This is a genomic window from Dyadobacter koreensis (assembly GCF_900108855.1).
GTDB lineage: Bacteria > Bacteroidota > Bacteroidia > Cytophagales > Spirosomataceae > Dyadobacter > Dyadobacter koreensis.
On sequence record NZ_FNXY01000010.1, the window covers coordinates 252,604 to 276,073 of the forward strand.

At 40.1% G+C, this 23,470-nt stretch carries 23 protein-coding genes; 11 read left to right on the top strand and 12 right to left on the bottom strand.

Features of this window, described 5'->3' with window-relative positions:
• Positions 1-56: 56 nt before the first annotated feature.
• The 4 genes from BMY70_RS27995 (at position 57) to BMY70_RS28010 (ending at position 4,388) form a co-directional block, all read left to right on the top strand.
• Entirely contained in the window at positions 57-1,178 is a 1,122-nt protein-coding gene (locus BMY70_RS27995) for a 3-keto-disaccharide hydrolase (RefSeq protein ID WP_090341279.1), read from the top strand.
• 72 nt (positions 1,179-1,250) lie between these two features.
• Positions 1,251-2,603 (top strand): neutral/alkaline non-lysosomal ceramidase N-terminal domain-containing protein, encoded by a 1,353-nt coding sequence (locus BMY70_RS28000; protein WP_090341281.1) that lies wholly within the window; start codon positions 1,251-1,253, stop codon positions 2,601-2,603.
• A gap of 110 nt (positions 2,604-2,713) precedes the next feature.
• A complete protein-coding gene (locus BMY70_RS28005; protein WP_090341283.1) occupies positions 2,714-3,799 on the top strand; it encodes a Gfo/Idh/MocA family protein in 1,086 nt (361 codons plus the stop codon).
• Between the two features lie 91 nt (positions 3,800-3,890).
• Positions 3,891-4,388 carry an acyl-CoA thioesterase gene (locus BMY70_RS28010; protein ID WP_090341491.1) on the top strand — a complete coding sequence of 166 codons (498 nt, stop codon included), beginning with the start codon at positions 3,891-3,893 and terminating at the stop codon, positions 4,386-4,388.
• A gap of 154 nt (positions 4,389-4,542) precedes the next feature.
• Here the strand turns inward: BMY70_RS28010 and BMY70_RS28015 are convergent, their stop codons facing one another.
• The gene (locus BMY70_RS28015) at positions 4,543-6,096 is read right to left on the bottom strand and encodes a helicase HerA-like domain-containing protein (protein WP_090341285.1); all 1,554 of its coding nucleotides are present in this window, start codon (positions 6,094-6,096) and stop codon (positions 4,543-4,545) included.
• Between the two features lie 225 nt (positions 6,097-6,321).
• Between BMY70_RS28015 and BMY70_RS28020 the strand changes: the two genes are divergently transcribed.
• The 4 genes from BMY70_RS28020 (at position 6,322) to BMY70_RS28035 (ending at position 10,917) form a co-directional block, all read left to right on the top strand.
• On the top strand, positions 6,322-7,338 hold the full coding sequence (locus tag BMY70_RS28020) for an alpha-E domain-containing protein (protein ID WP_090341287.1): 1,017 nt from the start codon (positions 6,322-6,324) through the stop codon (positions 7,336-7,338).
• A 74-nt stretch (positions 7,339-7,412) separates the two neighbouring features.
• On the top strand, positions 7,413-8,255 hold the full coding sequence (locus BMY70_RS28025; protein ID WP_090341289.1) for a transglutaminase family protein: 843 nt from the start codon (positions 7,413-7,415) through the stop codon (positions 8,253-8,255).
• 107 nt (positions 8,256-8,362) lie between these two features.
• Positions 8,363-9,769, top strand: a complete 1,407-nt coding sequence (glmM, locus tag BMY70_RS28030; RefSeq protein WP_090341291.1) for a phosphoglucosamine mutase — start codon at positions 8,363-8,365, stop codon at positions 9,767-9,769.
• A complete protein-coding gene (locus BMY70_RS28035; RefSeq protein ID WP_090341293.1) occupies positions 9,769-10,917 on the top strand; it encodes a cysteine desulfurase family protein in 1,149 nt (382 codons plus the stop codon). The genes glmM and BMY70_RS28035 overlap by 1 nt, the downstream gene beginning before the upstream one ends.
• 175 nt (positions 10,918-11,092) lie before the next feature.
• On the opposite strand, the gene hemH is transcribed toward BMY70_RS28035, so the two are convergent.
• The 11 genes from hemH to BMY70_RS28090 form a co-directional block, all read right to left on the bottom strand.
• Complete coding sequence (hemH, locus tag BMY70_RS28040) at positions 11,093-12,154, bottom strand: ferrochelatase (protein ID WP_090341295.1); 1,062 nt, start codon at positions 12,152-12,154, stop codon at positions 11,093-11,095.
• An 82-nt stretch (positions 12,155-12,236) separates the two neighbouring features.
• A complete protein-coding gene (locus BMY70_RS28045) occupies positions 12,237-13,190 on the bottom strand; it encodes an N-acetylornithine carbamoyltransferase (RefSeq protein ID WP_090341297.1) in 954 nt (317 codons plus the stop codon).
• Between the two features lie 133 nt (positions 13,191-13,323).
• Positions 13,324-13,731 (bottom strand): GxxExxY protein, encoded by a 408-nt coding sequence (locus BMY70_RS28050; RefSeq protein ID WP_090341299.1) that lies wholly within the window; start codon positions 13,729-13,731, stop codon positions 13,324-13,326.
• Between the two features lie 108 nt (positions 13,732-13,839).
• Positions 13,840-14,982 (bottom strand): aspartate aminotransferase family protein, encoded by a 1,143-nt coding sequence (locus BMY70_RS28055; RefSeq protein ID WP_090341303.1) that lies wholly within the window; start codon positions 14,980-14,982, stop codon positions 13,840-13,842.
• Positions 14,983-15,088: 106 nt separating this feature from the next.
• Positions 15,089-16,075, bottom strand: coding sequence for an N-acetyl-gamma-glutamyl-phosphate reductase (gene argC, locus BMY70_RS28060; protein WP_090341305.1), 987 nt, complete (start codon positions 16,073-16,075; stop codon positions 15,089-15,091).
• A 7-nt stretch (positions 16,076-16,082) separates the two neighbouring features.
• Positions 16,083-16,493 carry a type II toxin-antitoxin system VapC family toxin gene (locus BMY70_RS28065; protein ID WP_090341307.1) on the bottom strand — a complete coding sequence of 137 codons (411 nt, stop codon included), beginning with the start codon at positions 16,491-16,493 and terminating at the stop codon, positions 16,083-16,085.
• Entirely contained in the window at positions 16,486-16,713 is a 228-nt protein-coding gene (locus tag BMY70_RS28070; protein ID WP_090341309.1) for a DUF2281 domain-containing protein, read from the bottom strand. Before BMY70_RS28070 ends, BMY70_RS28065 begins: the two co-directional genes overlap by 8 nt.
• A 128-nt stretch (positions 16,714-16,841) precedes the next feature.
• On the bottom strand, positions 16,842-18,041 hold the full coding sequence (gene argG / locus BMY70_RS28075; protein WP_090341311.1) for an argininosuccinate synthase: 1,200 nt from the start codon (positions 18,039-18,041) through the stop codon (positions 16,842-16,844).
• A gap of 52 nt (positions 18,042-18,093) precedes the next feature.
• Complete coding sequence (locus BMY70_RS28080) at positions 18,094-18,498, bottom strand: helix-turn-helix domain-containing protein (RefSeq protein ID WP_090341313.1); 405 nt, start codon at positions 18,496-18,498, stop codon at positions 18,094-18,096.
• Positions 18,499-18,512: 14 nt separating this feature from the next.
• On the bottom strand, positions 18,513-18,809 hold the full coding sequence (locus BMY70_RS28085) for a type II toxin-antitoxin system HigB family toxin (RefSeq protein ID WP_090341315.1): 297 nt from the start codon (positions 18,807-18,809) through the stop codon (positions 18,513-18,515).
• A gap of 164 nt (positions 18,810-18,973) precedes the next feature.
• On the bottom strand, positions 18,974-19,684 hold the full coding sequence (locus BMY70_RS28090) for a GNAT family N-acetyltransferase (RefSeq protein ID WP_090341317.1): 711 nt from the start codon (positions 19,682-19,684) through the stop codon (positions 18,974-18,976).
• A gap of 362 nt (positions 19,685-20,046) precedes the next feature.
• Between BMY70_RS28090 and aat the strand changes: the two genes are divergently transcribed.
• The 3 genes from aat to BMY70_RS28105 all read left to right on the top strand — a co-directional run bounded on the left by aat (position 20,047) and on the right by BMY70_RS28105 (position 23,036).
• Complete coding sequence (gene aat / locus BMY70_RS28095) at positions 20,047-20,676, top strand: leucyl/phenylalanyl-tRNA--protein transferase (protein ID WP_090341493.1); 630 nt, start codon at positions 20,047-20,049, stop codon at positions 20,674-20,676.
• Positions 20,677-20,748: 72 nt separating this feature from the next.
• A complete protein-coding gene (gene proB, locus BMY70_RS28100) occupies positions 20,749-21,780 on the top strand; it encodes a glutamate 5-kinase (RefSeq protein ID WP_090341320.1) in 1,032 nt (343 codons plus the stop codon).
• A 5-nt stretch (positions 21,781-21,785) separates the two neighbouring features.
• Positions 21,786-23,036, top strand: coding sequence for a glutamate-5-semialdehyde dehydrogenase (locus tag BMY70_RS28105; RefSeq protein ID WP_090341495.1), 1,251 nt, complete (start codon positions 21,786-21,788; stop codon positions 23,034-23,036).
• The last annotated feature ends 434 nt before the right edge of the window (positions 23,037-23,470 follow it).

Genomic DNA, 23,470 nt, shown 5'->3' on the forward strand with positions numbered 1-23,470 from the left:
AACCTTTTTATCTGAATATTATATATCTTGTAGTTTAAACTATTTCGATATATAATATGAAATTTAATATTTTCTGTTTAAGTAATATTTTATGGGTATTCGGTATAGCGACTGGTGCGGCTGGGCAAATCCAGTCATCTGCATGGGTTCCGCTTTTTAATGGAAAAAATCTTGCAGGATGGGATACTTATATGCGACAACCGGAGGGGACAAATGAAAAGCCTTTTGCTCTTAACAATGATCCGCTAAAAGTTTACACGGTATCCGAAGGAGCGATACACGTATCCGGGCAAATCTGGGGCGGAGTCAGTACAAAAGATGACTATGAAAATTACCATCTTCGGTTCAAAGTAAAATGGGGAGAGAAAAAATGGTATCCTTCTCCTAACGATTCCATAAAAAGAGATGCGGGACTACTTTATCATGCAACCGGTCCATTCAATTTTGCGTATGGGTGCTGGCTTCGCAGCAGTGAACTTCAAATCCAGGAGGGAGAAATAGGAGATTTTTTTGGAGTTGGAGCCGGCTCCGCAGAATTTCCTATGAGTAAAATTAAAGTCAAAGGAAAGATACTGGATCAATACAATGCAGCGGCACCGTTGAGAAGAAATGCAGATGCCATAGGCGGTGGCCGTGTATATCGCTCCGGTAATTTTGAGCGAAAACATGGGGACTGGAATACTGCTGAGCTCATCACACGTGGTGCAGATGCGGTGTATATTGTAAACGGCTATGTTGTTAACCGGCTTTTCAATACCTATCGCGATTCTCTGCAATTACAGACAACGAGGGGAAAAATCCAGTTTCAGTCAGAGGGGGCGGAAGTTTTTTATAAAGAAATTGAATTACGTCCGGTAAATTTTATTCGAAAAAGTGCTCCTAGTGTTACAGCTGATCTGATGGTAATAAAAAATATAAATAGCGAAACTCCTCAAAATTTAAAAATTACGAATTCAGGCGACGATTTTGAATTAGTGGCAGTAGAGCTGATAGGTGCTTCAAATGATCAATTCCGTTTTGAACTGCCTGCTTTTCCGCTATTGCTGGAAAAGGGAAAATCACTGACGCTGCCAATTTTTGTGAAATCTGGAACGGTTTCGCATAGTACTGCGAAACTGCGTCTGGAAACGATATTGGGCCCTGTAGCAAATTTCGAGGTCAATCTGGAAAGCAAGTGATACCTGATTGTTATCAGCCGGTTTTCCAAATCCTTCCATATCTTTACCGCTCAATATTATCCTTTCTGTTTCATGAAATTCCTCAAAATACTTTTTTATATCCTTGGGTCACTTCTGTTTATTTTATTGATAATGGTCGCGACTATGGTCACAACCGTTGACCGTACGCCTTATAAGGAAATGGCCTATTATAAACAATGGAAAGAAAATATAGGGAGGATCGCGAACGAACCAGCAGCCGATACGACTTCAAAACAAATTATTGCCGGCTGGGCAAAAGTGAATATTACCCCTCAGACACCAGGACCAATGGCAGGTTATGGTAAAAGAAAAGGAGCTCATTATGAGGCTGTTCATGATTCGATTTATGTGCGGACCGTGGTGGTTGATAACGGAATTTCAAAAGCCGCAATTATTACGGCTGACATGCTTATCGTACCGCCCAATATCACGGAACGTGTGAAGGAATTATTACCAAAAGTCAATTTCACTTTCGATCAGGTTTATTTCGGAGCGATTCACAGTCATAATAGCCTGGGTGGCTGGTATAATACGATCACCGGAAAACTTTTTGCAGGAGCTTATGACGCTGCTACTGTCGAAAATATTTCGCAGGCTATAATTAAATCAATACAAGACGCGCAGAAAAACACTCAACCAGCAACAATTGCTTTTGGAGAAGTTAAAGATACCCTCGACATCCGGAATAGGCTTGTCGGAGAAGAAGGAATTCTTGATCCGTGGGTTAGAAATATTGAACTTATTAAAGCAGACGGAAAGAAAGCGCTGATCACTTCTTATGCGGCGCACTCCACGGTACTAAATGCCAAAACCATGGAACTATCACGGGATTATGCCGGCGCTTTGGTTGACGGTCTGGAAGCGGGCGAGGCAAATTTTGCAGTATATATGGCTGGCGCAGTTGGAAGTATGGGACCTATTGAAAAAGGAAAAGATGATTTTGATGAAGTGAAGAATCAGGCTGGCGGTGTCGAAAAAGCAATTCAATCTATTCTTGGTTCTTTTGAAAAGCAGCCGGATATTATTCGTTCTATTACTGTTCCTTTGCCGCTTAGAGATCCGACCCCGAAGCTGACGCCCAAGTTCGCTTTGCGAAGCTGGGTATTTCGCTGGGCATTTGGTGATGTGCCTTCTTATGTAAAAGCACTCCGTGTTGGCAATGTGTTAATGATCGGTGTTCCTTGTGATTTTTCTGGCGAATTAATGCCTGAACTGACGGCCTACGCGGCAAAAAAAGGTTTGCATTTGATGGTCACAAGTTTCAACGGAGGATATGTTGGGTATATTACCAATGATAAGTTCTTTGATAGAGACCTGTATGAGACGACAACCATGAGCTGGTTTGGACCTTACAATGGTGCATATTTTCAGGAAGTGATCAAGGATCTGATTGATAAATTTTAGGTGTTAAGAGTTTGGTTTTGGATATATAAATCAAGTTCTGGTGCGCTTTAAACTTTATCAGGTTGATTTTAATTGCTGCGATAACTAAAACCTTAATAAACCTCTAACAAATGAAGTATTTCTTAACCTTATTATTGTGTGCTTTTTTTATCAAATCAGTAAATGCGCAAACCCCAATGAAACTGGCGATTGCTGGCCTGAGCCACGGACATGTCGGTTGGGCTTTTAATCGTCAGGATAAAAAAGACACGGAGATCGTCGGGATTTATGAGCCAAATCAGGAACTTGCTGATCGAATTGCTGCCCGTTACAAGTTGGATAAAAAACTATTTTTTACTGATTTAAATAAAATGCTCGACCAGACAAAACCGGATGCAGTATCCGCTTTTGGAGCAATCAATGAACATATCACAATCGTCAGGGCTTGTGCGCCTCGAAAGATTCACGTTATGGTTGAAAAACCTTTGGCAACAACTTTCGCAGATGCAAAGGAAATTCAAAGTCTTGCGACAAAAAATAATATTAAAGTGCTGACCAATTTTGAGACTTCCTGGTATGCCAGTAATCAATATGTGCACGAACTGGTAGAGGAAGGGAAATTGGGTGAAATCAGAAAAGTAATGGTGAATGACGGGCACCAGGGACCGAAAGAAATTGGAGTAGGAAAAGAGTTTTTGGAAATCCTTACGGATCCTGTAAAAAACGGAGCAGGTGCGCTGATCGACTTTGGATGTTACGGCGCAAATCTGATGACGTGGCTGATGAAAGGAGAAAAGCCTGTGTCAGTAACGGCCGTAACCCATCAGAATAAACCGGATATTTATCAAAAAGTAGATGATGAAGCCTCCATAATTTTACAATATCCAAAAGCCCAGTGTATCATCCAGGGCTCCTGGAACTGGTCTTTTGCAAGAAAAGACATGGAAGTATATGGAACAAAAGGCTATGTAATAGCAGTTGACCCTACAACAATAAGAGAACGTCTTCTGGAAAAAACTCCTGAGGAACGGAAAAAAATAGATCCAAGGCCCGCTCCATTTACTGATCCTTTTTCCGTGTTGTCAGACGTGGTGCAGGGCAGATTGAAAATGGATAAAAATGATTTGTATGAATTGCCGGTCAATGTGACGGTTGTAGAAATTCTGGAAGCGGCAAAAGCATCCGCTAAATCCGGGAAAACTGTGATGCTAAAATAAATTTAATTTAAACGATAAATAAGTGCAGCGAGACCCCTCTTCACCTGAACCGAAGCCTGTTAGCTTTTCGCAGACAACGCTGACAGAATTAATGATCCCATCTTATGCCAATTTTGGTGGAAAAATCCATGGAGGGATTTTGCTTTCCCTGATTGATAAAGTAGCGTATGCCTGCGCTTCACGCCACGCGGCTACTTATTGTGTAACGGTTTCAGTTGATGGAGTGGATTTCTTGAAACCTGTTGAAGTTGGTGATTTAGTTTCACTTATGGCTTCGGTCAATTATGTTGGTCGTACCTCTCTTGTGATCGGAATTAAAGTGATAGCAGAAAATGTCAGAAACGGCATTCAACGGCATACAAATACTTCTTATGTAACGATGGTTGCAAAGGGAGATGATGATAAGCCAGCTGTTGTTCCGCCATTATTGCTAGAAAGCGAGGCAGATGCGCGGCGGTTTTTGGAAGCAATGAAACGGAGAGAACTTAGGGAAAAATATAAAGACGCGTTTGATAATGAAAAGAACCGGATAGCAGTCGAAGAAAACCTGGATAAACTGTCCAGCCAAAGATGTGTCATTGGCTGGTAACCAGCTTATTGTTTTACCACTTAGACATTTAAGTTAACCTTAGTTTTGATTTAAAATCAAGTTGACGACAATAAATTGTCTGTAAATTAATTAAAAGAATTAAACTCAAACTCAGCTTTTCTTAAATGTCTAAGTGGTATTAAAAATTATATTGTTAAAAACCGAAAAGGCCTCCTTTTTTTGATCTTGACGTTGATTTGCCGAAGAGCATACCAAACACACCTCTTACTACTTCACGTCCGATTTGTTTAGCAAGTGGCGATGCCAGGGCTTCTTCAAACATACCCTTTTCCTGCTTTGCATTACCTTTTGCAACTGTTGTCTGCTCCTTCACTTCGGCTTCCTGCCGAGCCTTCTCTTCCAACCGTTTTGTCAGTATTTCGTAAGCACTTTCCGGGTCGATCGGATCTTTGTATTTTAAATAAACATCCGACTGGCGTACATGGTTTTCATAATCAGCCTGGGTCAAGGGTCCCATTACCGAAGCTGGAGGAAGTAGGTGTGTAGCGGCAACCTCTGTAGGAATACCTTTGTCATTCAAAACCGTGATCAGGGCCTGACCAATACCCAGCGTTGTCAAAACCTGATCGATAGAATAAAAATCAGACCTTGGATAGGTTTTGACTGTTTGTTTTAGTGCGTCAGCATCCTGTGGCGTAAATGCACGAAGAACATGCTGGACTCGGTTTCCTAGCTGAGCAAGAACTGAAACGGGGATATCCTGTGCCATCTGCGTACAAAAGAAAATCCCAACTCCCTTAGAGCGAATCAAACGGACAACTTGTTCGATCTGGTCCATAAACGCCTTTGGAGCATCCTTGAACAATAAATGTGCTTCATCAAGAAAAAATACCAGTTTTGGTTTATCGAGGTCGCCTGCTTCCGGCAAAGTTTGGTATAGCTCAGCGAGAAGACTAAGCATAAATGTTGAAAAAAGCGCGGGTTTGTCCTGCACATCTGAAATGTTCAAAAGACTGATTACGCCTTGTCCGTCAACTTTGTTGATCAGATCAGAGATATCGAAAGATTTTTCGCCAAAAATGGTTCCTACGCCTTGCTGTTCCAAAGCAACGATTTTACGGAGAATTGTTCCGGCAGTTGACGATGAAATGGAACCATAATCTGATTTAATTTCTGCTGCACCCGGTCCTTCTGAGAGATAACTCAAAACTTTTTTAAGGTCATTGAGATCGACCATCGGGAGTTTTTTATCATCGGCGTACTTAAAAAGAATTGCCAAAACTCCTGATTGCGTGTCATTCAATTCAAATATTTTTGATAACAGGATAGGGCCGAATTCAAGAATTGTCGCACGCATCTGCGCGCCTTTTTCACCGCTTAAAGAATAAAGTTCAACTGGAAATCCTTTTGCTTCAAATGGAGTGCCTAAAATGGCAGAACGCTCTTCAATCGCTGCATTTGATGAGCCTGGTTTTGCAATACCTGATAAATCTCCTTTGATATCAGACATAAAGACCGGAACGCCCGCGGCAGAAAGCTGTTCGGCCAAAACCTGAAGTGTACGTGTTTTTCCTGAGCCTGTCGCCCCAGCAACCAATCCGTGGCGGTTCATCATGCGAAGCGGTAAGTTAACTTTCGCCTCTGTAATTATTTCTCCGTCGAGAATGGCCGATCCCAGATGTATCGCCGGTTTGTCAGTTTTGTACGATTTCTGGATCGCGGCTATAAATTGCTCTCTTTTTGACACAGGTGTATGTAGTTATTGTTAATAATGGCCTAATTTACTAAAATTAAATATTTTGTCGTGATTATAAGCCCTGCCGGCGATTTTCGAGACAATATGAAACTATGTCAAGAACTTTTATTATTTTTCGTAGTAGTTTGTTTTTGCGAAATATTATTAGGTATTTTGACTTTAACACTATGTTAATATTCTGAAATAACTTAATTTAAATACAATTATTTGCCGCCTATGCTTAGTCGAGTTGCTAATTCAATCTATTGGATGAATCGTTATATGGAACGGGTTGAAAATTATGCCCGTTTTGTCGGAGTGAATTTTAACCTAGCACTGGACCTTCCGCCTGACGTGGATGAGCAATGGGAGCCGCTTCTTATTGCCACTGCCGACCACTTTCTTTTTTATAAGCATTATGATAAGCCTACGAAAGAGGACGTGATCCATTTCATGACTTTTGACAAGCGTAACCCTAATTCAATTGTAAGTTGCCTGTATGAAGCGAGGGAAAATGCCCGGACAATCCGCGAGACAATTTCAAAGGAAATGTGGGAAAGTATCAATACTTTTTATCTGACAATCCGCGGAACTTCTCCTGACGATTTTAGGAATATGGATCATATGCAGACATTTTTTACTGATATCCGTAAAAATTGCCAGCTTTTTCATGGTGTAGTTGATGCTTCCATTACGCGTAATGAGGCTTGGCATTTTGGTCGCTTAGGCCGCCATATTGAGCGTGCAGATAAATGTTCCAGATTTCTTGACGTTAAATATTTTACACTTTTACAAGATACCGGTACCAACGGATCAACATTGGATTTAATGATGTGGACGGCGGTACTGAAATCGGTAAGTGCTTATAATATGTATCGTCAGACGCATCGTGCTTTAACGCCGATGAATATCGTTGCATTTCTGATTCTCGACAAATTATTTCCGCGTTCCATTGCTTATTCTGTTCGCCAGGCCGAACTTTCTCTTTATGCAATCGCAGGTTCAATTCCTGAGCGTGGGCATACAAATCCTGCAGAACGCGCGTTGAGTAAAATGCGCAGTGAATTGGAATTTACAGAGGTCGAGGACGTTTTCAAGATGGGTCTTCATAAATATCTGGATCGTTTTCAGACAAATAATAATGAGGTTGATAATGCCATTTTTGACATGTATTTCGGTTTGGAATCGGAAAAATTACAGAGCCAGTCGATGGGACAAACTTCCGGGCATTTCAAGAGCCAGTGGATGAACTGAACCAATTGCAGCTGAACAGGGGTTTTAATATTACTTCATAGCATTATCTTTTTTGCTATTATCCGGGAAACTCCATGAATCTTAAAGTGCGTCACTCGCTTGATTATAGTTACGATTTCCCAGTTGAACTGGACTCTCATACGCTTTATTTATATCCCAAAGCATATCCTCACCAGCGCGTACTGAATTACTCGCTGGTGATTAATCCTCTTCCTTCAAATATTGTAAAAAATGTTGATGCGGAAGGGAATGTTGAGCAGGTTGTACATTTTTTTCAAGGACCTGTAACCAGGCTGACCGTGCAGGCGGAAATGACGGTTTGTTCCGACTTTGTTAATGTCTTCGATTTTGTACTTTTCCCCTTTATCACAAGAAACATTCCGTTTTTATATGATAACCGGATTTATAAATACCTGATACCATATCTGAATCGGAACGACGTCACAACTTATGTTGAACAATTTGCCAGAAGAATAGCAGCGGAAGTAAACTGGGAAACGGTGCCCTTTCTCGTTGAACTTAGCAAATATATCGCAGAAACTTTTACGTATCAGAACCGGGAATTTGGCGTGGCCTATCCGCCTGATGATACTTTAAGGGATAAAATCGGTTCGTGCCGTGATTATTCCCGGCTGTTTATAGCTGCTTGCAGAAGTTTAGGAATCGCGGCACGTTTCGTAAGCGGATACCTTTACGGAAATTTGATGCAGGCGCATGAACTGCATGCCTGGGTGGAAGTATATCTGCCAGGTGCAGGATGGCGTGGTTTCGATCCGACGGAAGGAAAAGTGATTGCAAATAATCATATTAGCCTGGGTGCTTCGGCAGACTTTGATCAACTCGCACCTGTTATGGGATTTTTTCGAGGTGCTGCACAGTCATCACTTGTCACTCACGTAGACATTGAGTTAGTATAATATACGTAAACCTGTTGCTCAAATCTTGGATAGTTTTATCAAATAATCCCATAGACCGCGGGAAATTTGTTATTTTTGTATCGTAACAAACAGAGGAATACTAGATCGTGACGTTAATCAAATCTATATCAGGAATCAGAGGGATAATAGGAGGGAAATCCGGAGATGCACTGACTCCAATTGATGTTGTTAAGTTTGCTGCTGCATATGGCACTTGGTTGAGGAGGACAAATCCACAAAATTTAAAAGTAGTTATCGGACGTGATGCCAGGCTTTCGGGCGAAATGGTAAGCCGTCTGGTGGCAGGCACCCTACAAGGTGTAGGTCTTAACGTTATTGATTTAGGGCTTTCCACAACTCCTACGGTCGAAATTGCGGTTACGGCTGAGGAAGCAGCAGGAGGAATTATTCTTACAGCAAGCCACAATCCAATCCAGTGGAATGCGTTGAAATTGCTTAACCACGAGGGTGAATTTATTTCAGAAGAAGAAGGAACAGAAATTCTGAGAATTGCTGATGAGGAAGACTTTCTTTTTCCGGATGTAAAAAAGCTTGGAAGTTATAAATCTGACGATACCTACCTGCAAAAGCATATTGATCACATACTTTCGCTGTCGCTAGTAGACGTTGAAGCGATCAAGGCTGCCAATTTTAAAATTGTGGTCGATGCAGTAAATTCTACAGGTGGAATAGTGGTTCCGATGTTGCTTGAAGCATTGGGTGTTGAAACAAAGAATATTAAGAAGTTACACTGTGAACCAACAGGAAACTTTGCCCACAATCCTGAGCCGCTTCCGGAACATTTACGTGATATCAGTAAAGAACTGAAAGACGGAGCATTTAATCTGGGGATTGTTGTTGATCCGGATGTAGATCGTCTGGCATTAATTTGTGAAGATGGCTCACCTTTTGGTGAAGAATATACATTGGTAGCCGTTGCGGACTATGTTTTGAAAAATACGCCGGGAAATACCGTATCTAATTTATCATCAACAGCGGCTTTGAAGGACGTAACGCTAAAAGCAGGAGTTGAGTATTTTGCTTCCGCAGTAGGTGAAGTGAACGTGGTGACGACAATGAAAGCGAATAATGCAATCATTGGCGGAGAAGGAAATGGTGGTGTTATTTATCCTGAAAGTCATTATGGCCGTGACGCTTTGGTGGGGATTGCGTTATTTTTAACACATTTGGCCAAATTCGGAAAAACGGCGTCGGTTCTTCGTAAGTCGTATCCCAGCTATTATATTTCTAAAAATAAGATCGAACTAACGCCGGATATTAATGTTGATAATATTCTAAGTCGTATTCAGACAAAATATTCAAAACAGCCTTTGAGTACGATTGACGGTGTAAGAATTGAATTTAACCGGGAATGGGTTCATTTGCGTAAATCAAATACAGAGCCAATTATCAGGATTTATTCAGAATCAGAAACATTGACAACGGCTGTAAATCTGGCAAATAAGATCATTTCTGATATCAAGGAAATAATTTCAGAACCGAAAAATAAATAATGAAAGCCTATTTTGACAACGCTGCTACGACGCGTCTGGACCAGGAAGTGTTGGAAACCATGTTGCCTCTGATGACGGAGACTTTCGGTAATCCTTCTTCAATCCATTCCTATGGTCGCGCAGTTCGTTCTGCTGTGGAAAGAGCGAGGAAAAGTGTTGCAGGAATATTAAACGCGGCACCGGCAGAAATCTTTTTTACATCTGGCGGGACAGAAGCAGATAATACAGCGATTCGTTCAAGCATCGAAACTTTTGGCCTGAAACATGCCATCACGTCGAAAATTGAGCATCATGCGGTGCTTCACACGCTTGAACATCTTGCAAAAACCGGAAAGATTGAATTGAGTTTTGTCAATCTGAATGAAAAAGGGGGAGTAGATTTAGCTCATTTAGAAACACTTTTGCAAACAAATTCCCGCTCACTGGTTTCCTTGATGCATGGAAATAATGAGATTGGAAATTTGCTGGATCTTGATGCCGTAGGTGATCTGTGCAAACATTATGATGCGATTTTTCATAGTGATACGGTACAGACAATGGGTCATTATAGACATGATTTGCAGCAATTGAAAACCAATTTCATCGTTGGTTCCGCGCATAAATTTCATGGTCCAAAAGGTATTGGGTTTCTATATGTTCAGCCAGGAACCAAGATTTTTCCATTTGTTCACGGTGGCGCACAAGAGCGCAACATGCGTGGGGGCACTGAAAATGTTTATGGGATTGTAGGTTTGGCAAAAGCGCTGGAAATTGCATACCGTGATATGGACCAGCATCGTCTGCACATTGAAAACCTTAAAACCCGAATGATTCACAAGCTTCGTGAAAATATTGAAGGTGTTTCATTCAACGGGAAATCAGATTTGCTGGATGAAAGTTTATATACTGTTTTAAGTGTAAGTTTGCCGCCGTCGGGATTAAATGATATGTTACTTTTCAACATGGATATCGCCGGTGTAGCCGTTTCAGGAGGAAGTGCCTGTGCAAGCGGAACAGATGTTGGATCACACGTTTTGACTGAAATCCAGATTAATCCGGATAGAGCAAATATTCGTTTTTCTTTCGGGAAGTACAATACAGCAGAAGAAGTTGATTTCGCAGTGGAAACACTGGCAGAACTTTACAGGAAAGAGTCGGTAATGCTGTAAATAGCGAATAAAATATTTAGTCTATAAACAAAAGAAGTCAACCGTAAAGTTGACTTCTTTTGTTTATAGACTCTTATCTTACTTAATACTCATTCAATTCCTCTCAACTCTTGACAAAAAATGACAATCTCCTGACCACAAATGACAATTTCCTGACAAAACCTGACCAGGAAAATCACGCCTTCCTAACCATATCCTCCAGCGCCTCAATCCATATATCACTGTCATTCAGACTTTCCACCAGTTGCCAGTGTTCGCCGCCTTCTTTTTCAAAGATCTCTTTATATTCTTCACCTACCTCGATGGTTGTTTCCAAACAATCCGCAACAAATGCAGGAGAAAATGCTAACACACTTTTCACGCCTTTTTTTGCCAATTCAGGAATAAGCTCATCTGTGTAAGGTTTGATCCATGGCGTTTTTCCAAGCCTGGATTGGAAAGCAACTGTATATTTTCCTTCCGGAATTCCCATACCTTTGACAAAAAGCCTTGTTGTTTCGTAACATTGAGCACGGTAACAATGCTGGTTTTTCTCGTTTAGAGTGTCGCAGCAGGTGCCAAACTGACAATAATTAGCAACGTCACCTTTTGTAATTTGTCTTTCAGGGATACCGTGATAACTAAAAACAAAATGGTCATACTCGCGCTGAGCCATGTATTTCTTGCCAAGGTTCACAAAACCTTCAACAAATTTTGGATGGTCAAGGAAACGGTTGATAAATTTAATTTCAGGTAAAACCTCCCAGTCTTTCACCACTTCCATTACTTTCTTGTAAACAGAACCGGTGGAAGCAGAGGCATACTGAGGGAAAAACGGAACGACAATTATTTCAGAAAGACAAAGTTTTCTGAGCTCATTCAGACCGTTTTCAATACTTGGACTTTGATATCGCATGGCCAGTTTCACCACGAAATCATCACCCAACACTTTCTGTAATTTTTTCTCAACAGACTCACCATAGATTTTTAACGGCGATCCTTCCGGTGTCCAAAGTTCCCGGTAGATTTTTGCTGATTTTGGTGCACGGAAAGGTGCAATGATCAGGTTAATAAGCAACCAGCGATTCAGGTACGGTATATCAATAACGCGTTCGTCCATTAAAAATTCACGCAGATATTTTCTTACGTCAGGAACGGAGGGGCTATCCGGAGTGCCCAGGTTTACGATCAAAACGCCTGTTTTTCCAACAGGTTTTTCTTTTGGTAAAGATGGATTTGTAAGCGTTTCGGTATTCATTTTTATATATTTTACAGCGGGATTCGTTATTAAATTATATAACTATGCCCGGCGTCCACAAAGTTCAGGGAATGAAAAAGTTTTATACATTCAGACCCAATAAAATTTCTTTCAAAACCGCCTGCGCCGACCATTCTCTGTTTGCCGCCTGCTCAATAACCAGTGAACGCGGGCCATCCAATACTTCATCAGCCACTTTCATGTTACGTCTGAGTGGAAGACAATGCATGAATTTACCATTGTCTGTTAAAGCCATTTTAGCCTCTGTGATCATCCAGGAAGGATCTTGTGTTAAAACCTGGCCATAATGAGTGTAAGATGACCAGTTTTTTCCATAAACAAAATCGGCTCCTTCCAATGCTTTGTCCTGGTCGTAGATCACCTGCCCTTTGCCAACAAATTTTGGGTCAAGATCGTATCCTTCCGGATGCGTGATCACAAATTCCACATTCATCGGATTCATCCATTCGCAGAATGAATTTGCTACGGCCTGGGGTAGTGCTTTAAAATGGGGTAACCAGGTTAGAACTACTTTCGGACGCTCTTTAATTTTAAATTCCTCAATTGTGATACAGTCTGCCAGAGATTGCAGCGGATGGCGCGTTGCGGATTCCAGATTTACGATCGGAACCTCGGCGTATTTTTTGAATTGTTGAAAAACAGTTTCGGCATAATCCTTGTCCCGGTCTTCAAGCTCGGCAAAAGACCGGATTGCGATAATATTGCAGTAACGCCCCATGATCGCCGCCGCTTCTTTCACGTGCTCGGCTTTGGTACCATTCATGATGACACCTTCTTCCATTTCCAGTCCCCAGCTGTCTTGCCCAACATTCATCACGATCACATTCAAACCCAAATTCGCAGCTGCTTTTTGGGTACTGATACGGGTACGTAAGCTTGAATTAAAAAACATCAAACCGATGGTTTTGTGCTTGCCAAGTGTTTCGTCAGCAAAAGGATTACGTTTCGCTTCAATCCCGCTGATGATGAGGTGATTAAGATCTGAGACGTCTGCAAGTGAAAGAAAATGTTTCATTAATTTATGGGTTTAAACGCAGAGGTAAAGGAGTTTTCCGCTGAGTTTTAAGAGTTTTATTTATATGTTTTTGAGTTCGAATGAGTGATGTCAATCATTTGAACTAAATTATTTTTTATTTATATTTTTAGGATTAAGGATAGAAGCTGTTAACTACCCGCCTTATTCCAGATTTTAGCGACACTACATTAAAATTGATAAGTAAGCCGACTTTGCAATTTGATAATCTGAGATAGGTTAGTGTTTGTGCAAGATGTACCTGATCTAGTGATTCAACTGCCTTTAATTCTACAATTACCTTTCTTTCAACAAATAAATCTATTCTAAAACCTGATTCCAAAGTTATCGTTTCATAAACAACCGGCAAAACCTTTTGCTTTTCAACAAATAGACCAGCTTTTACCAATTCATAAAACAGGCATTCAGTATAAACAGATTCCAATAATCCAGGTCCTAAGGATGTATGAATTTTATAAGAATACTTTAAAATCAAACCAGTTATATCATTCTCTAATAACTCTTCACTCAACTCTGTTCTCATACTTTCGTAATGATTGGTTGAAAAATATCAATAAATTCCAACGTTGAATTACTTAATGAAAAGAAAAATAAATCCAGTCCCAATAAAAAATACTTCCCAAACTCTGCGCTAAACCCCTTTCAACTCTGCGTTTAAACAAAGCCGCAAGGCTTCCAAAAACAAATCAGCTTCTTCTTTCCCTAGTGCAAGCGAAGGCAACAATCGAATCGTATTAGCCCCCGCAACGCCCGTGAACATTTTATGCTCAAATAATAATTTGTTCCGAAGATCCTTAACCGGGAAATCGTATTCAATTCCGATCATCAGGCCACGGCCGCGAAGTTCTTTATATCCACCAATTTCTTTTATACCATTCATCAGATATGCTCCGATCTCGGTAGAATTATTCAAAAGATTTTCATTTTTCATAATGTCAAGTACAGCAATCCCGGCAGCACAAGCCATATGGTTTCCACCAAAAGTAGTTCCAAGTAAACCGTAGCTGGCTTTAAATTTCGGAGAAATTAATACACCACCGATTGGAAACCCATTACCCATACCTTTGGCCATCGTCATCAGATCCGGATGAATTCCACTAAATTGATGCGAGAAGAATTTCCCGGTACGGCCATAACCACACTGCACGCTATCCAGAATCAAAACCGCTCCGGTTTCATCACAACGCTTACGTAAAGCCTGAAGAAACGCATCACTGCTCACCTGAATTCCGCCAACACCCTGAATTCCTTCAACAATTACGGCGCAAACTTCATCAGTAATACCTTCCTGAAGTGCATCAACATCATTGAATGGAAGAAATGTAACATGCTTATTATAATTCACAGGCGCAACGATCGACGGATTGTCAGTTGCTGCAACAGCACCAGCAGTACGTCCGTGAAATGCTTTTGTAAAAGCGACAACTTTTGAGCGGCCCGTATGAAACGAAGCCAGTTTCAAAGCATTTTCATTGGCTTCTGCACCAGAATTCACAAGGAAAAGTTTGTAATCCGGATAGCCAGAAAGTTCGCCAAGCTTCTCAGCCAATTCTTCCTGTAATGATATTTTAACTGAATTCGAGTAAAAGTTAATCGCATGAAGCTGCTTGCTGAGCATATCAACATAATACGGATGACAATGTCCAACAGAAATCACCGCGTGCCCGCCATAAAGATCCAGGTATTTTGTGCCATTCGTGTCCCATAAATAACTGCCTTCAGCTTTTACAGGTTCTATATCGTAAAGTGGATAAACATCAAATAAATGTGACATAGTAATTTTGTTTTTAAACGCAGAGGAATGAGAGTTTTACGCAGAGTACGCAGAGTAAAAATATCAGCGTCCTCTGCGCCAACCTCTTTTAACTCTGCGTTTAATATCAGAATGAAGGTGCCTTCAACCGTAATCCGACATCTTCTGGTAATCCGAAGATCAGGTTCAGGTTTTGAACTGCTTGTCCGGAAGCACCTTTTGTTAAATTATCAATGATACTTGTGACCAACAATTGACCGTCATGTACCTCCAAATGAATGAAACATTTATTGGTATTGACAACCTGCTTTACATCAATGGGCGAATCGCTCACGTGTGTAAAAGGATGTTTGGCGTAATAATTTTTATAAAGTGCCTGCGCTTCTTCAATTGTTCCGGAATAAGGCGTGTAAACATTGGCCATAATTCCACGGGTAAAATCACCGCGATATGGAACAAAATTCACTGCCTTGTCAAAACCAGCCTGCAATTTCTTCAGGCTCATTTTTATTTCTGTCAGGTGCTGATGCGCGAAAGCTTTGTAAATCGACAGGTTATTATTTCTCCAGGAAAAATGGGTTGTTGCACTCAGAGACTGACCCGCTCCGGTACTTCCTGTCACAGCACTCACATGAACATCTTCTTTCAACAAACCAGCATTTGCAAGTGGCAGAATCGCCAGCTCAATACTCGTCGCAAAACAACCAGGATTAGCAATTTTGGTCGAAGTCTTTATTTTTTCTTTTTGAAGTTCTGGTAAACCATAAGTGAACCCATTTGATTCATCACGGAAATCAGTACTTAAATCAATGATTTTAACTGTTTCAGGAACAATATATTCATCCAGAAACTTCTTCGATTCTCCATGGCCTGAGCACAGGAAAATGGCGTTCAAACTTTCCTGATTTAACAAGGTTTGAATATCTTCTCCAGAAAAAGTCAGTTCTGTATCACCAAACAAATCTGTATGCGTAGCATAAACCGGCTTCCCGATCTGGCTTTTACTATGTGCAAAGGCAATATTTACGTTCGGATGGTTAATGACAATTCTCAATAATTCCCCTCCTGTGTATCCAGCAGCACCGATGATGCCTGTATTTATTTTTTTGTCCATAATTTGTTCATTTCCATATTGTTTTTACAAATGACGATTTTTCAATTTTAGGATCATTTGTTAACAAAGGGCAATTAAATGTATATGCGGTTCCGGCAATCAGCCGATCATGCAGTTCCGGAATATCTTTTATTTCAAAAGATTTGAGAATAATGTCATTTGTCAGATCAGCTATTTTAAATCTATTATTAGATGCTATTAGCGCCTGGACATCTTTAAGTGATGTTTCAATTCTTCCCTTTTCAAACAAATACCCAATTTCTGCCATGACAATAGCAGGAATCCAAATTGATATGTTACTATCAATTTGATTTGACATTTCAAATATTTCGGTAATTATAGGCGGTAACTTTCTTTGTTCCAACCAAAGTACTACCGCCATAGTATCTGCCACATATTCCAGGGAAATGTCAGTCATTTATTTTAGGATAAGTTAATTTATATCCAGTGAACTCCTCATCTAAGTGAGAGATTTCTGATTGAGACAAGCTATGTAGTTCCAATCTTATTTGTTCATTGGACGTTTTTGCTTGCTTGTTTATCAAGAATTCTGCAAAATCAAGAATTTCCTTTACCAGCGATTCCGGTAATTCTTCGGTTGCTTTTACAATCTCATTTTGAAGTTCGCTCTTGCTCATCTTAAAAGTATTTAGAGAATATGGCTGAAATGCGTTAATCCATTATGGAAATTACTTTCCAGCAATATTTGGTTTTTTTACTTTCCAATTATTAAAAATTAATCACACCGGAGACCCGGCCGTAACCATTAATTATTAGATTCGCTCACTTTCTGATAAATCATCACCTGATTCGAAGCGACTTTTGAGAATCCTCTCACGTCATCACCAGTCCAGGCATTGTTCATTTCACCATAACTTCCGAATTTCGAAGACATCAAATCAAATGGAGATTCAATTCCTTCTACATAGAACCTGTATGGAGCAAGATGTACATGTACTTTTCCTGTTACATGAGCTTGCGTATCAGCCAAGAACGCTTCAATGTTGCGCATAACCGGCTCAACGAACTGGCCTTTGTGAAGAAGAGTCCCGTAGGTATTAGAAAGTTGTTCTTTCCAGTAAAGCTGTTGCTCGCTCAAAACGTGTTTTTCAAGTGTATGGTGCGCTTTAATGATGATCAAAGGAGCTGCGGCTTCAAAACCAACACGACCTTTGATACCAATAATCGTATCACCTACGTGAATGTCACGACCAATTCCAAAAGGCTGAGCAATGGATGACAATTTCTGAATTGCCTGAACCGGATTTTCAAAAGATTCGCCAGCAACACCTTTCAATTCACCTTCAACGAATTCCAAAGTAATTGTTTCAGGTTCTGTTTTTGAAACCTGTGTAGGCCATGCTTCTTCCGGAAGATATTTTTCGGATGTCAAAGTTTCCTTTCCTCCAACCGAAGTTCCCCAAAGTCCTTTGTTGATACTATATGCAGCCTTGGCCCATTCGCGGCCAACACCTTTCTTAGTCAGATATTCTATTTCAGCCTCACGTGAAAGTTTGAGGTCACGGATTGGCGTAATAATTTCAGCTTCCGGAATGATAATACGGAACGCCATATCGAAACGAACCTGGTCATTGCCGGCCCCTGTACTTCCGTGTGCAATCGCAGTAGCACCAATTTCTTTTGCATATTCAGCAACTGCAACTGCCTGAAAAACGCGTTCCGCACTTACAGAAAGCGGGTACGTGTTGTTTTTCAAAACGTTACCAAAAATCAGATATTTAATACAATCGTTGTAATAATACGCTGTTTTTGAAATAGTTGCGTGATGTTTCACACCTAATGAATAGGCATTTGCTTCAATTGTTTTAAGCTCTTCTTCTGAAAAACCACCTGTATCTACCAATACAGAATGAACTTCGTAGCCTTTATCCTCGGCTAAATATTTTACACAAAAAGAGGTATCCAATCCTCCACTAAACGCTAATACTACTTTGGGCTGTGACATTCTATTTATTAATATGATTCTTGTACTATTTTAAATTTTCATTAATTGTTTACTAACTAACTGTTAGTAAAGTATCTACGGGTATTCCTAAGTTCTTATTTAATTCCCTAATCATTTTAATTGTCAGGTTCCTTTTCTTATTGAATACCTCAGAAACTCTATTCTCCCCACCGAAGTAAGGAGCAACATCTTTCCGCGTCAAATGCAGTTGACTCATTCGTTCCTTAATTGCTTCAATTGGATCTGGTTTTGGAATTGGGAAATGCCTTTTTTCATAGTCAATAGCCAAAACCGTAACTGCTTCTAAAATATCCAAGGCTCTTTTGCGTAGTTTCAAATCTTCCAATAGGTCAGCATCTATTAAAGCATCAATTATTTTAGATGCTTCCTCAAAATCTACTGAATTGGTAATTGGTCTGATAACAATGTCATCCAAATTGATTGCAAGTGTTTTCATATTGCTTTGAATGATTAAATGTTCTTAATATTTTCAATTTTATCGTATTCATTTTGAGTACCTAAGAACCTAACAAAAACAAACTGCTTATCGTATTCAAATTTGGCAATCAGTCGGTATTTATTATGAGTTATATTAAATACTATTCTTCCATCTCCAATTGTATCGGCATTTTTGAAAAACTTAATTACCTCATTAGGACTTTTAAAATTCGTTTTTTCAATAGTATCGTACCAAAATTCCAAAGCAGGCCTTGCATCTGGCGATCTATCCCAAAAATCTCTAAGTGTGCTTCTGGTAAAAATTCTCATTTTGTGTGTGTAAAAGTACTTAAGTATTCCCGAATTGGGAAAAGCTTATTCCCTTATCGCTATTTTAATTCAGGATGTAACAAAAAATACCTCGCATCGGAGTTTAAAAGCTGCCGGGCGAGGTATTTAGAATGATATAATAATCAATAATATGAGTACTGTACTTAGTGTACGAGCATCGCCTCGGCATTTTTCTTTTTGGCACGTTCTTCCCTTCGCAACAAAATACGTTGCTTAATACGCATCCAGCGCTCGTAAAGGCTGGATTCTTTAAGGAAATCCCAGGTGTCTTTTTCTGGCTGAGCCTCGGTTTTTTTATGTTCTTCCGGATTGTACATCATACCAGTACACAAGCAATGCTTACGGTTCGTACGGGTAAGTACATCATAATTTACGCAGCTTGCGCAGCCTTTCCAGAAAGCGTCATCCGCAGGAAGTTCACTGAATGTAACAGGTTCATAACCAAGATCAGAGTTGATCTTCATTACAGGCAAGCTGGTGGTGATACCAATAATTTTGGCATCAGGATATTTTACACGTGAAAGCTCAAAAGCTTTTTGTTTGATCGCTTTTGCCATACCGCTCTGCCGAAAGTCCGGATGTACGATAAGACCGGAATTGGCAACAAATTTGCCATGTTCCCAGGTTTCGATGTAACAAAAACCAACCCACTCTCCAGTATCAGTAGTGGCAATAATCGCTTTTCCTTCTACCATTTTTTCCATGATATAAACAGGAGAGCGTTTTGCTATACCAGTACCACGTTTTTTGGCACTCTCTTCCATTTCCGCACAAATAGTATCTGCGAAATGGAAATGATTTTCATTGGCGGTTTGTATAATGAACTTACTGCCTACTACTTCGGTATTTTTCATTTATGAATGTACTGACGAAAAATTGTTCGAAACAAAAATTAAATTCCCAGAATACTACGATGGGACGTTTCAAAAATTTAAAAAAGATAGGGATAGAAGTTTTACCACGTAGGTAAAAAGAAGTTAGACGGTCCTGGGGGACCTAAACCTGAAAGGCGTAGTATGAAGCACAGTATGTATTCCGTTGCTATTCATTTTGACTTGGTTGGTCCGTCTAAGAGGATGCAAATTTTGTAAAAAAAAATGTTACTTGAAAGAAACAGGGATTATATTTTTATAGTTCGTCTAATGGAAAAAATATTCGGGAGTAACGACAAATTTTTTAGCTTGCATCAGTCTTATGAATTTGAATGAATTTTGGAATGACAACCCTGACAGCTGACGATCTTCTTTACGGATATATCAACGGAATTTTCCCCATGGCCGAGCCGGATGGAACAATTTACTGGTATTCCCCCGATCCCAGGGCAATTATTCCTATAGACTCCTATAAACCGCACAAGTCACTGCGACCAGTCATTAATAAAAGAACTTTTGAAATCAGGGTCGATTTTGACTTTGAAGGTGTCATGCACGGTTGTGCTGCGCCTCGTTCGCAGGAAGACGGAACCTGGATTTCAGACGATATTATTTTCGCTTATACCAATTTACATAAACTCGGTTATGCACACAGTGTTGAGGCTTATCGTGAAAATAAACTGGTCGGAGGATTGTACGGCGTTTCCATTGGTGGTGTATTTTTTGGAGAATCCATGTTTTACAAAGAAGCGAATTCATCCAAAGTAGCCTTTCATTATTTAATAGAAATTCTTCGCGCAAACGGATACCAATTGCTGGATACACAGTTTATCAACGATAACGTTTTACGATATGGAGCAATAGAAATTCCTCGTACGGATTACATGGAAAAGTTGAAAAAGGCGCTTCAATTGAACCGGAAATTCCTTCTAAATCCCCCGCAAACTTCGTCTCCCAAACATTCCGCTTTTTAATAACCGGCTAACTCAGTAATTTTAGCCTGAAAAGTCAGTCTTAGCGTAAGAAGTATTTTAAGTAATTACAAAGTGTCAAAACCAATTCTTGTTATCAAGTTCGGGACGGCGTCCATCACGCTTCCTTCCGGTGAGCCCGATGTTACGATTATTTCAGAAGTTGCCCGTCAGGTTTCGTTGCTTCATCCCAGATACCGCATCATCATCGTTTCATCAGGGGCGGTGGGTGCCGGAAAAGCTTATATCAATGATTATAAAGGAACGATGACGCAGCGAAAAGCGGCTGCTTCTGTCGGAAATCCTTTGTTGGTTGGACTTTATGCCAGTTATTTCGCGCCAAATGGAATTTTTATCGCGCAAAGTCTTTGTGAACGCCAGCATTTTGCAAACCGTAACAAGTTTTTGCAGCTGAAAAATACGTTCGAAGAATTGTGGCAGAATAACATTATTCCTATCGTGAACGAGAATGACGTTGTCAGTGATCGTGAGTTGAAATTTTCGGATAATGATGAACTGGCTACTTTACTTGCCGTCGGTTTTGGAGCGGAAACTTTGATGTTTTGTACATCTGTCGGTGGATTGCTGGACGAAGACGGGAAAATTATCGGGAACGTATCCAATGTTAATGAGGTTTTTAAATTTGTAAGAACTGATAAATCTTTTCTTGGTTTAGGCGGAATGGCTTCCAAATTAACATTCGCCAAACTTGCGACCCGTATGGGCATCAAGGTTTTCATTTTTGGAATGAAACAGGAGGACGAATTATTGAAAGCGCTGGAAGGAAAAGCCGGTACGGAAATGAGTCCTGAAAAAAGTACATTATCCGCGAGAAACCGCTGGTTAGGAAGCGGAGGATTGGTTTCGGGAAGGTTGCAGGTAGATGAAGGTGCATCCAAAGCTTTATTGAAAAGAAAGAGTTTGCTGGCTGTCGGCGTTACAGAAGTAACCGGAGATTTTGAAGCGGGAGAAATTATCGAAATTTATTCTCCGGAGCAGGAAATGATCGCAGTGGCACGTGCAAGAGAAACTTCTTGCGCGATAAAAGTGAATTTGAAAACATTGAATTTTGAAGTGGCACACGCCAACGATATCGTTTTATTATAATGGAATTGGAATCTATAATACCGCTTCTAAAAGCAACGAAAGACGCCTCTGTGGCGGTTCGGAAATTATCTGACAAACAAAGAGCGGATTTGCTTAATGCTTTGGCTGAAAAAGTTTTGGCAAATAAGGCCAACATTATCTCGGAAAACCAAAAAGATCTGGTATTAATGGATGATGCCGACCCCAAAAAAGACCGTCTGCTTTTGAATGAAAAGAGGATTATTGATTTAGCGCAAAGTTTACGTGATGTAGCCGCTTTGCCAGATCCAACGGGAGAAGTTTTGTTGGAAAAAACGATAGAGCAGGGTATGTCTTTACAAAAACTGACCGTCCCGCTTGGCGTGGTCGGTGTGATTTACGAATCCAGACCGAATGTTACGCTTGACGTGGCATCGCTTTGTCTGCGTTCAGGAAATGCCTGTGTTTTGAAAGGTGGAAAAGAAGCGCATTTTTCGAATACTTATCTGGTTGGCTTAATTCATGAAAGTCTGGCTGAAATGGGGATTGATCAGGCTGCGGTAATGCTTTTGCCGACTGACCGGAAATTTGTCAATGAACTTTTGACTGCGACAAAATACGTAGATATTATCATTCCACGTGGTTCAGAAGGGCTTATTCAATTTGTTCGTAAAAACTCACTGGTGCCAACCATTGAAACCGGAGCGGGCGTTTGTCATACGTATGTTGAAAAGACAGCGGATCTTGAAAAGGCGAAAAATATAGTGGTAAATGCAAAAGTTTCCCGTCCTTCTGCTTGCAACGCACTTGATACTATACTTGTAGACAGAGATGTTGCTGCTTCGTTTTTACCAACATTGAAAGACGATTTTATAAAGTGGAATATCGAAGTTTTTGCAGACGAAACTTCGTTCGAAATTCTCCAAAAGGCGGAATACCCATTTTTACAAAAAGCGGAACCGGAAGATTTTGGTAGAGAATTTCTTGACTATAAATGTTCGATCAAAATAGTCGATGGATTGGACGCGGCGATCGATCATATCTATAATTTCTCATCAAGTCACTCCGAAGCGATTATTTCAAAAGATGCTGCCGCGATTGAAAAGTTTTTGAATGAGGTAGATGCAGCTGCGGTTTACGCCAATGCCTCAACACGTTTCACAGATGGTGGCGTATTTGCTTTGGGTGCTGAAATTGGAATTTCAACACAAAAATTACACGCTCGCGGGCCATTTGCTTTGGAAAAGTTGGTGACTGAGAAGTGGGTTGTGAGAGGTGATGGGCAGATTAGAGCATGATAAAATACTAATTGTAATGAATATGGTTTAAGCCAATTCATTTCTTTGCCACGAATGCACGAATTTTCACTAATATCAATCCAAAGGTATTTGTGAAAATTTGTGTACTCGTGGCATTTTTTCTTTTTGAACTTCTACCCGAAACATTTTTACCATCAACCTGAATATTTCTTCCATAACAAATTCTGAAATATAGAACAGCTTATATGAAGTAAATTTTTAGCTTAGAAAACGAATTAAATTACAGTTATTAAATGCAAGCATAAAATATTATTCATTTGCTACGAATGCACGAATTTTTACTAATATTCATTCAAATGTATTTGTGAAAATTTGTGCATTCGTGGCATTTTTTCTTTTTGAACTCTACCCGAAACATTTTTACCATCAACCTGAATATTTCTTCCATAACCAATTCTGAAATATAGAACAGC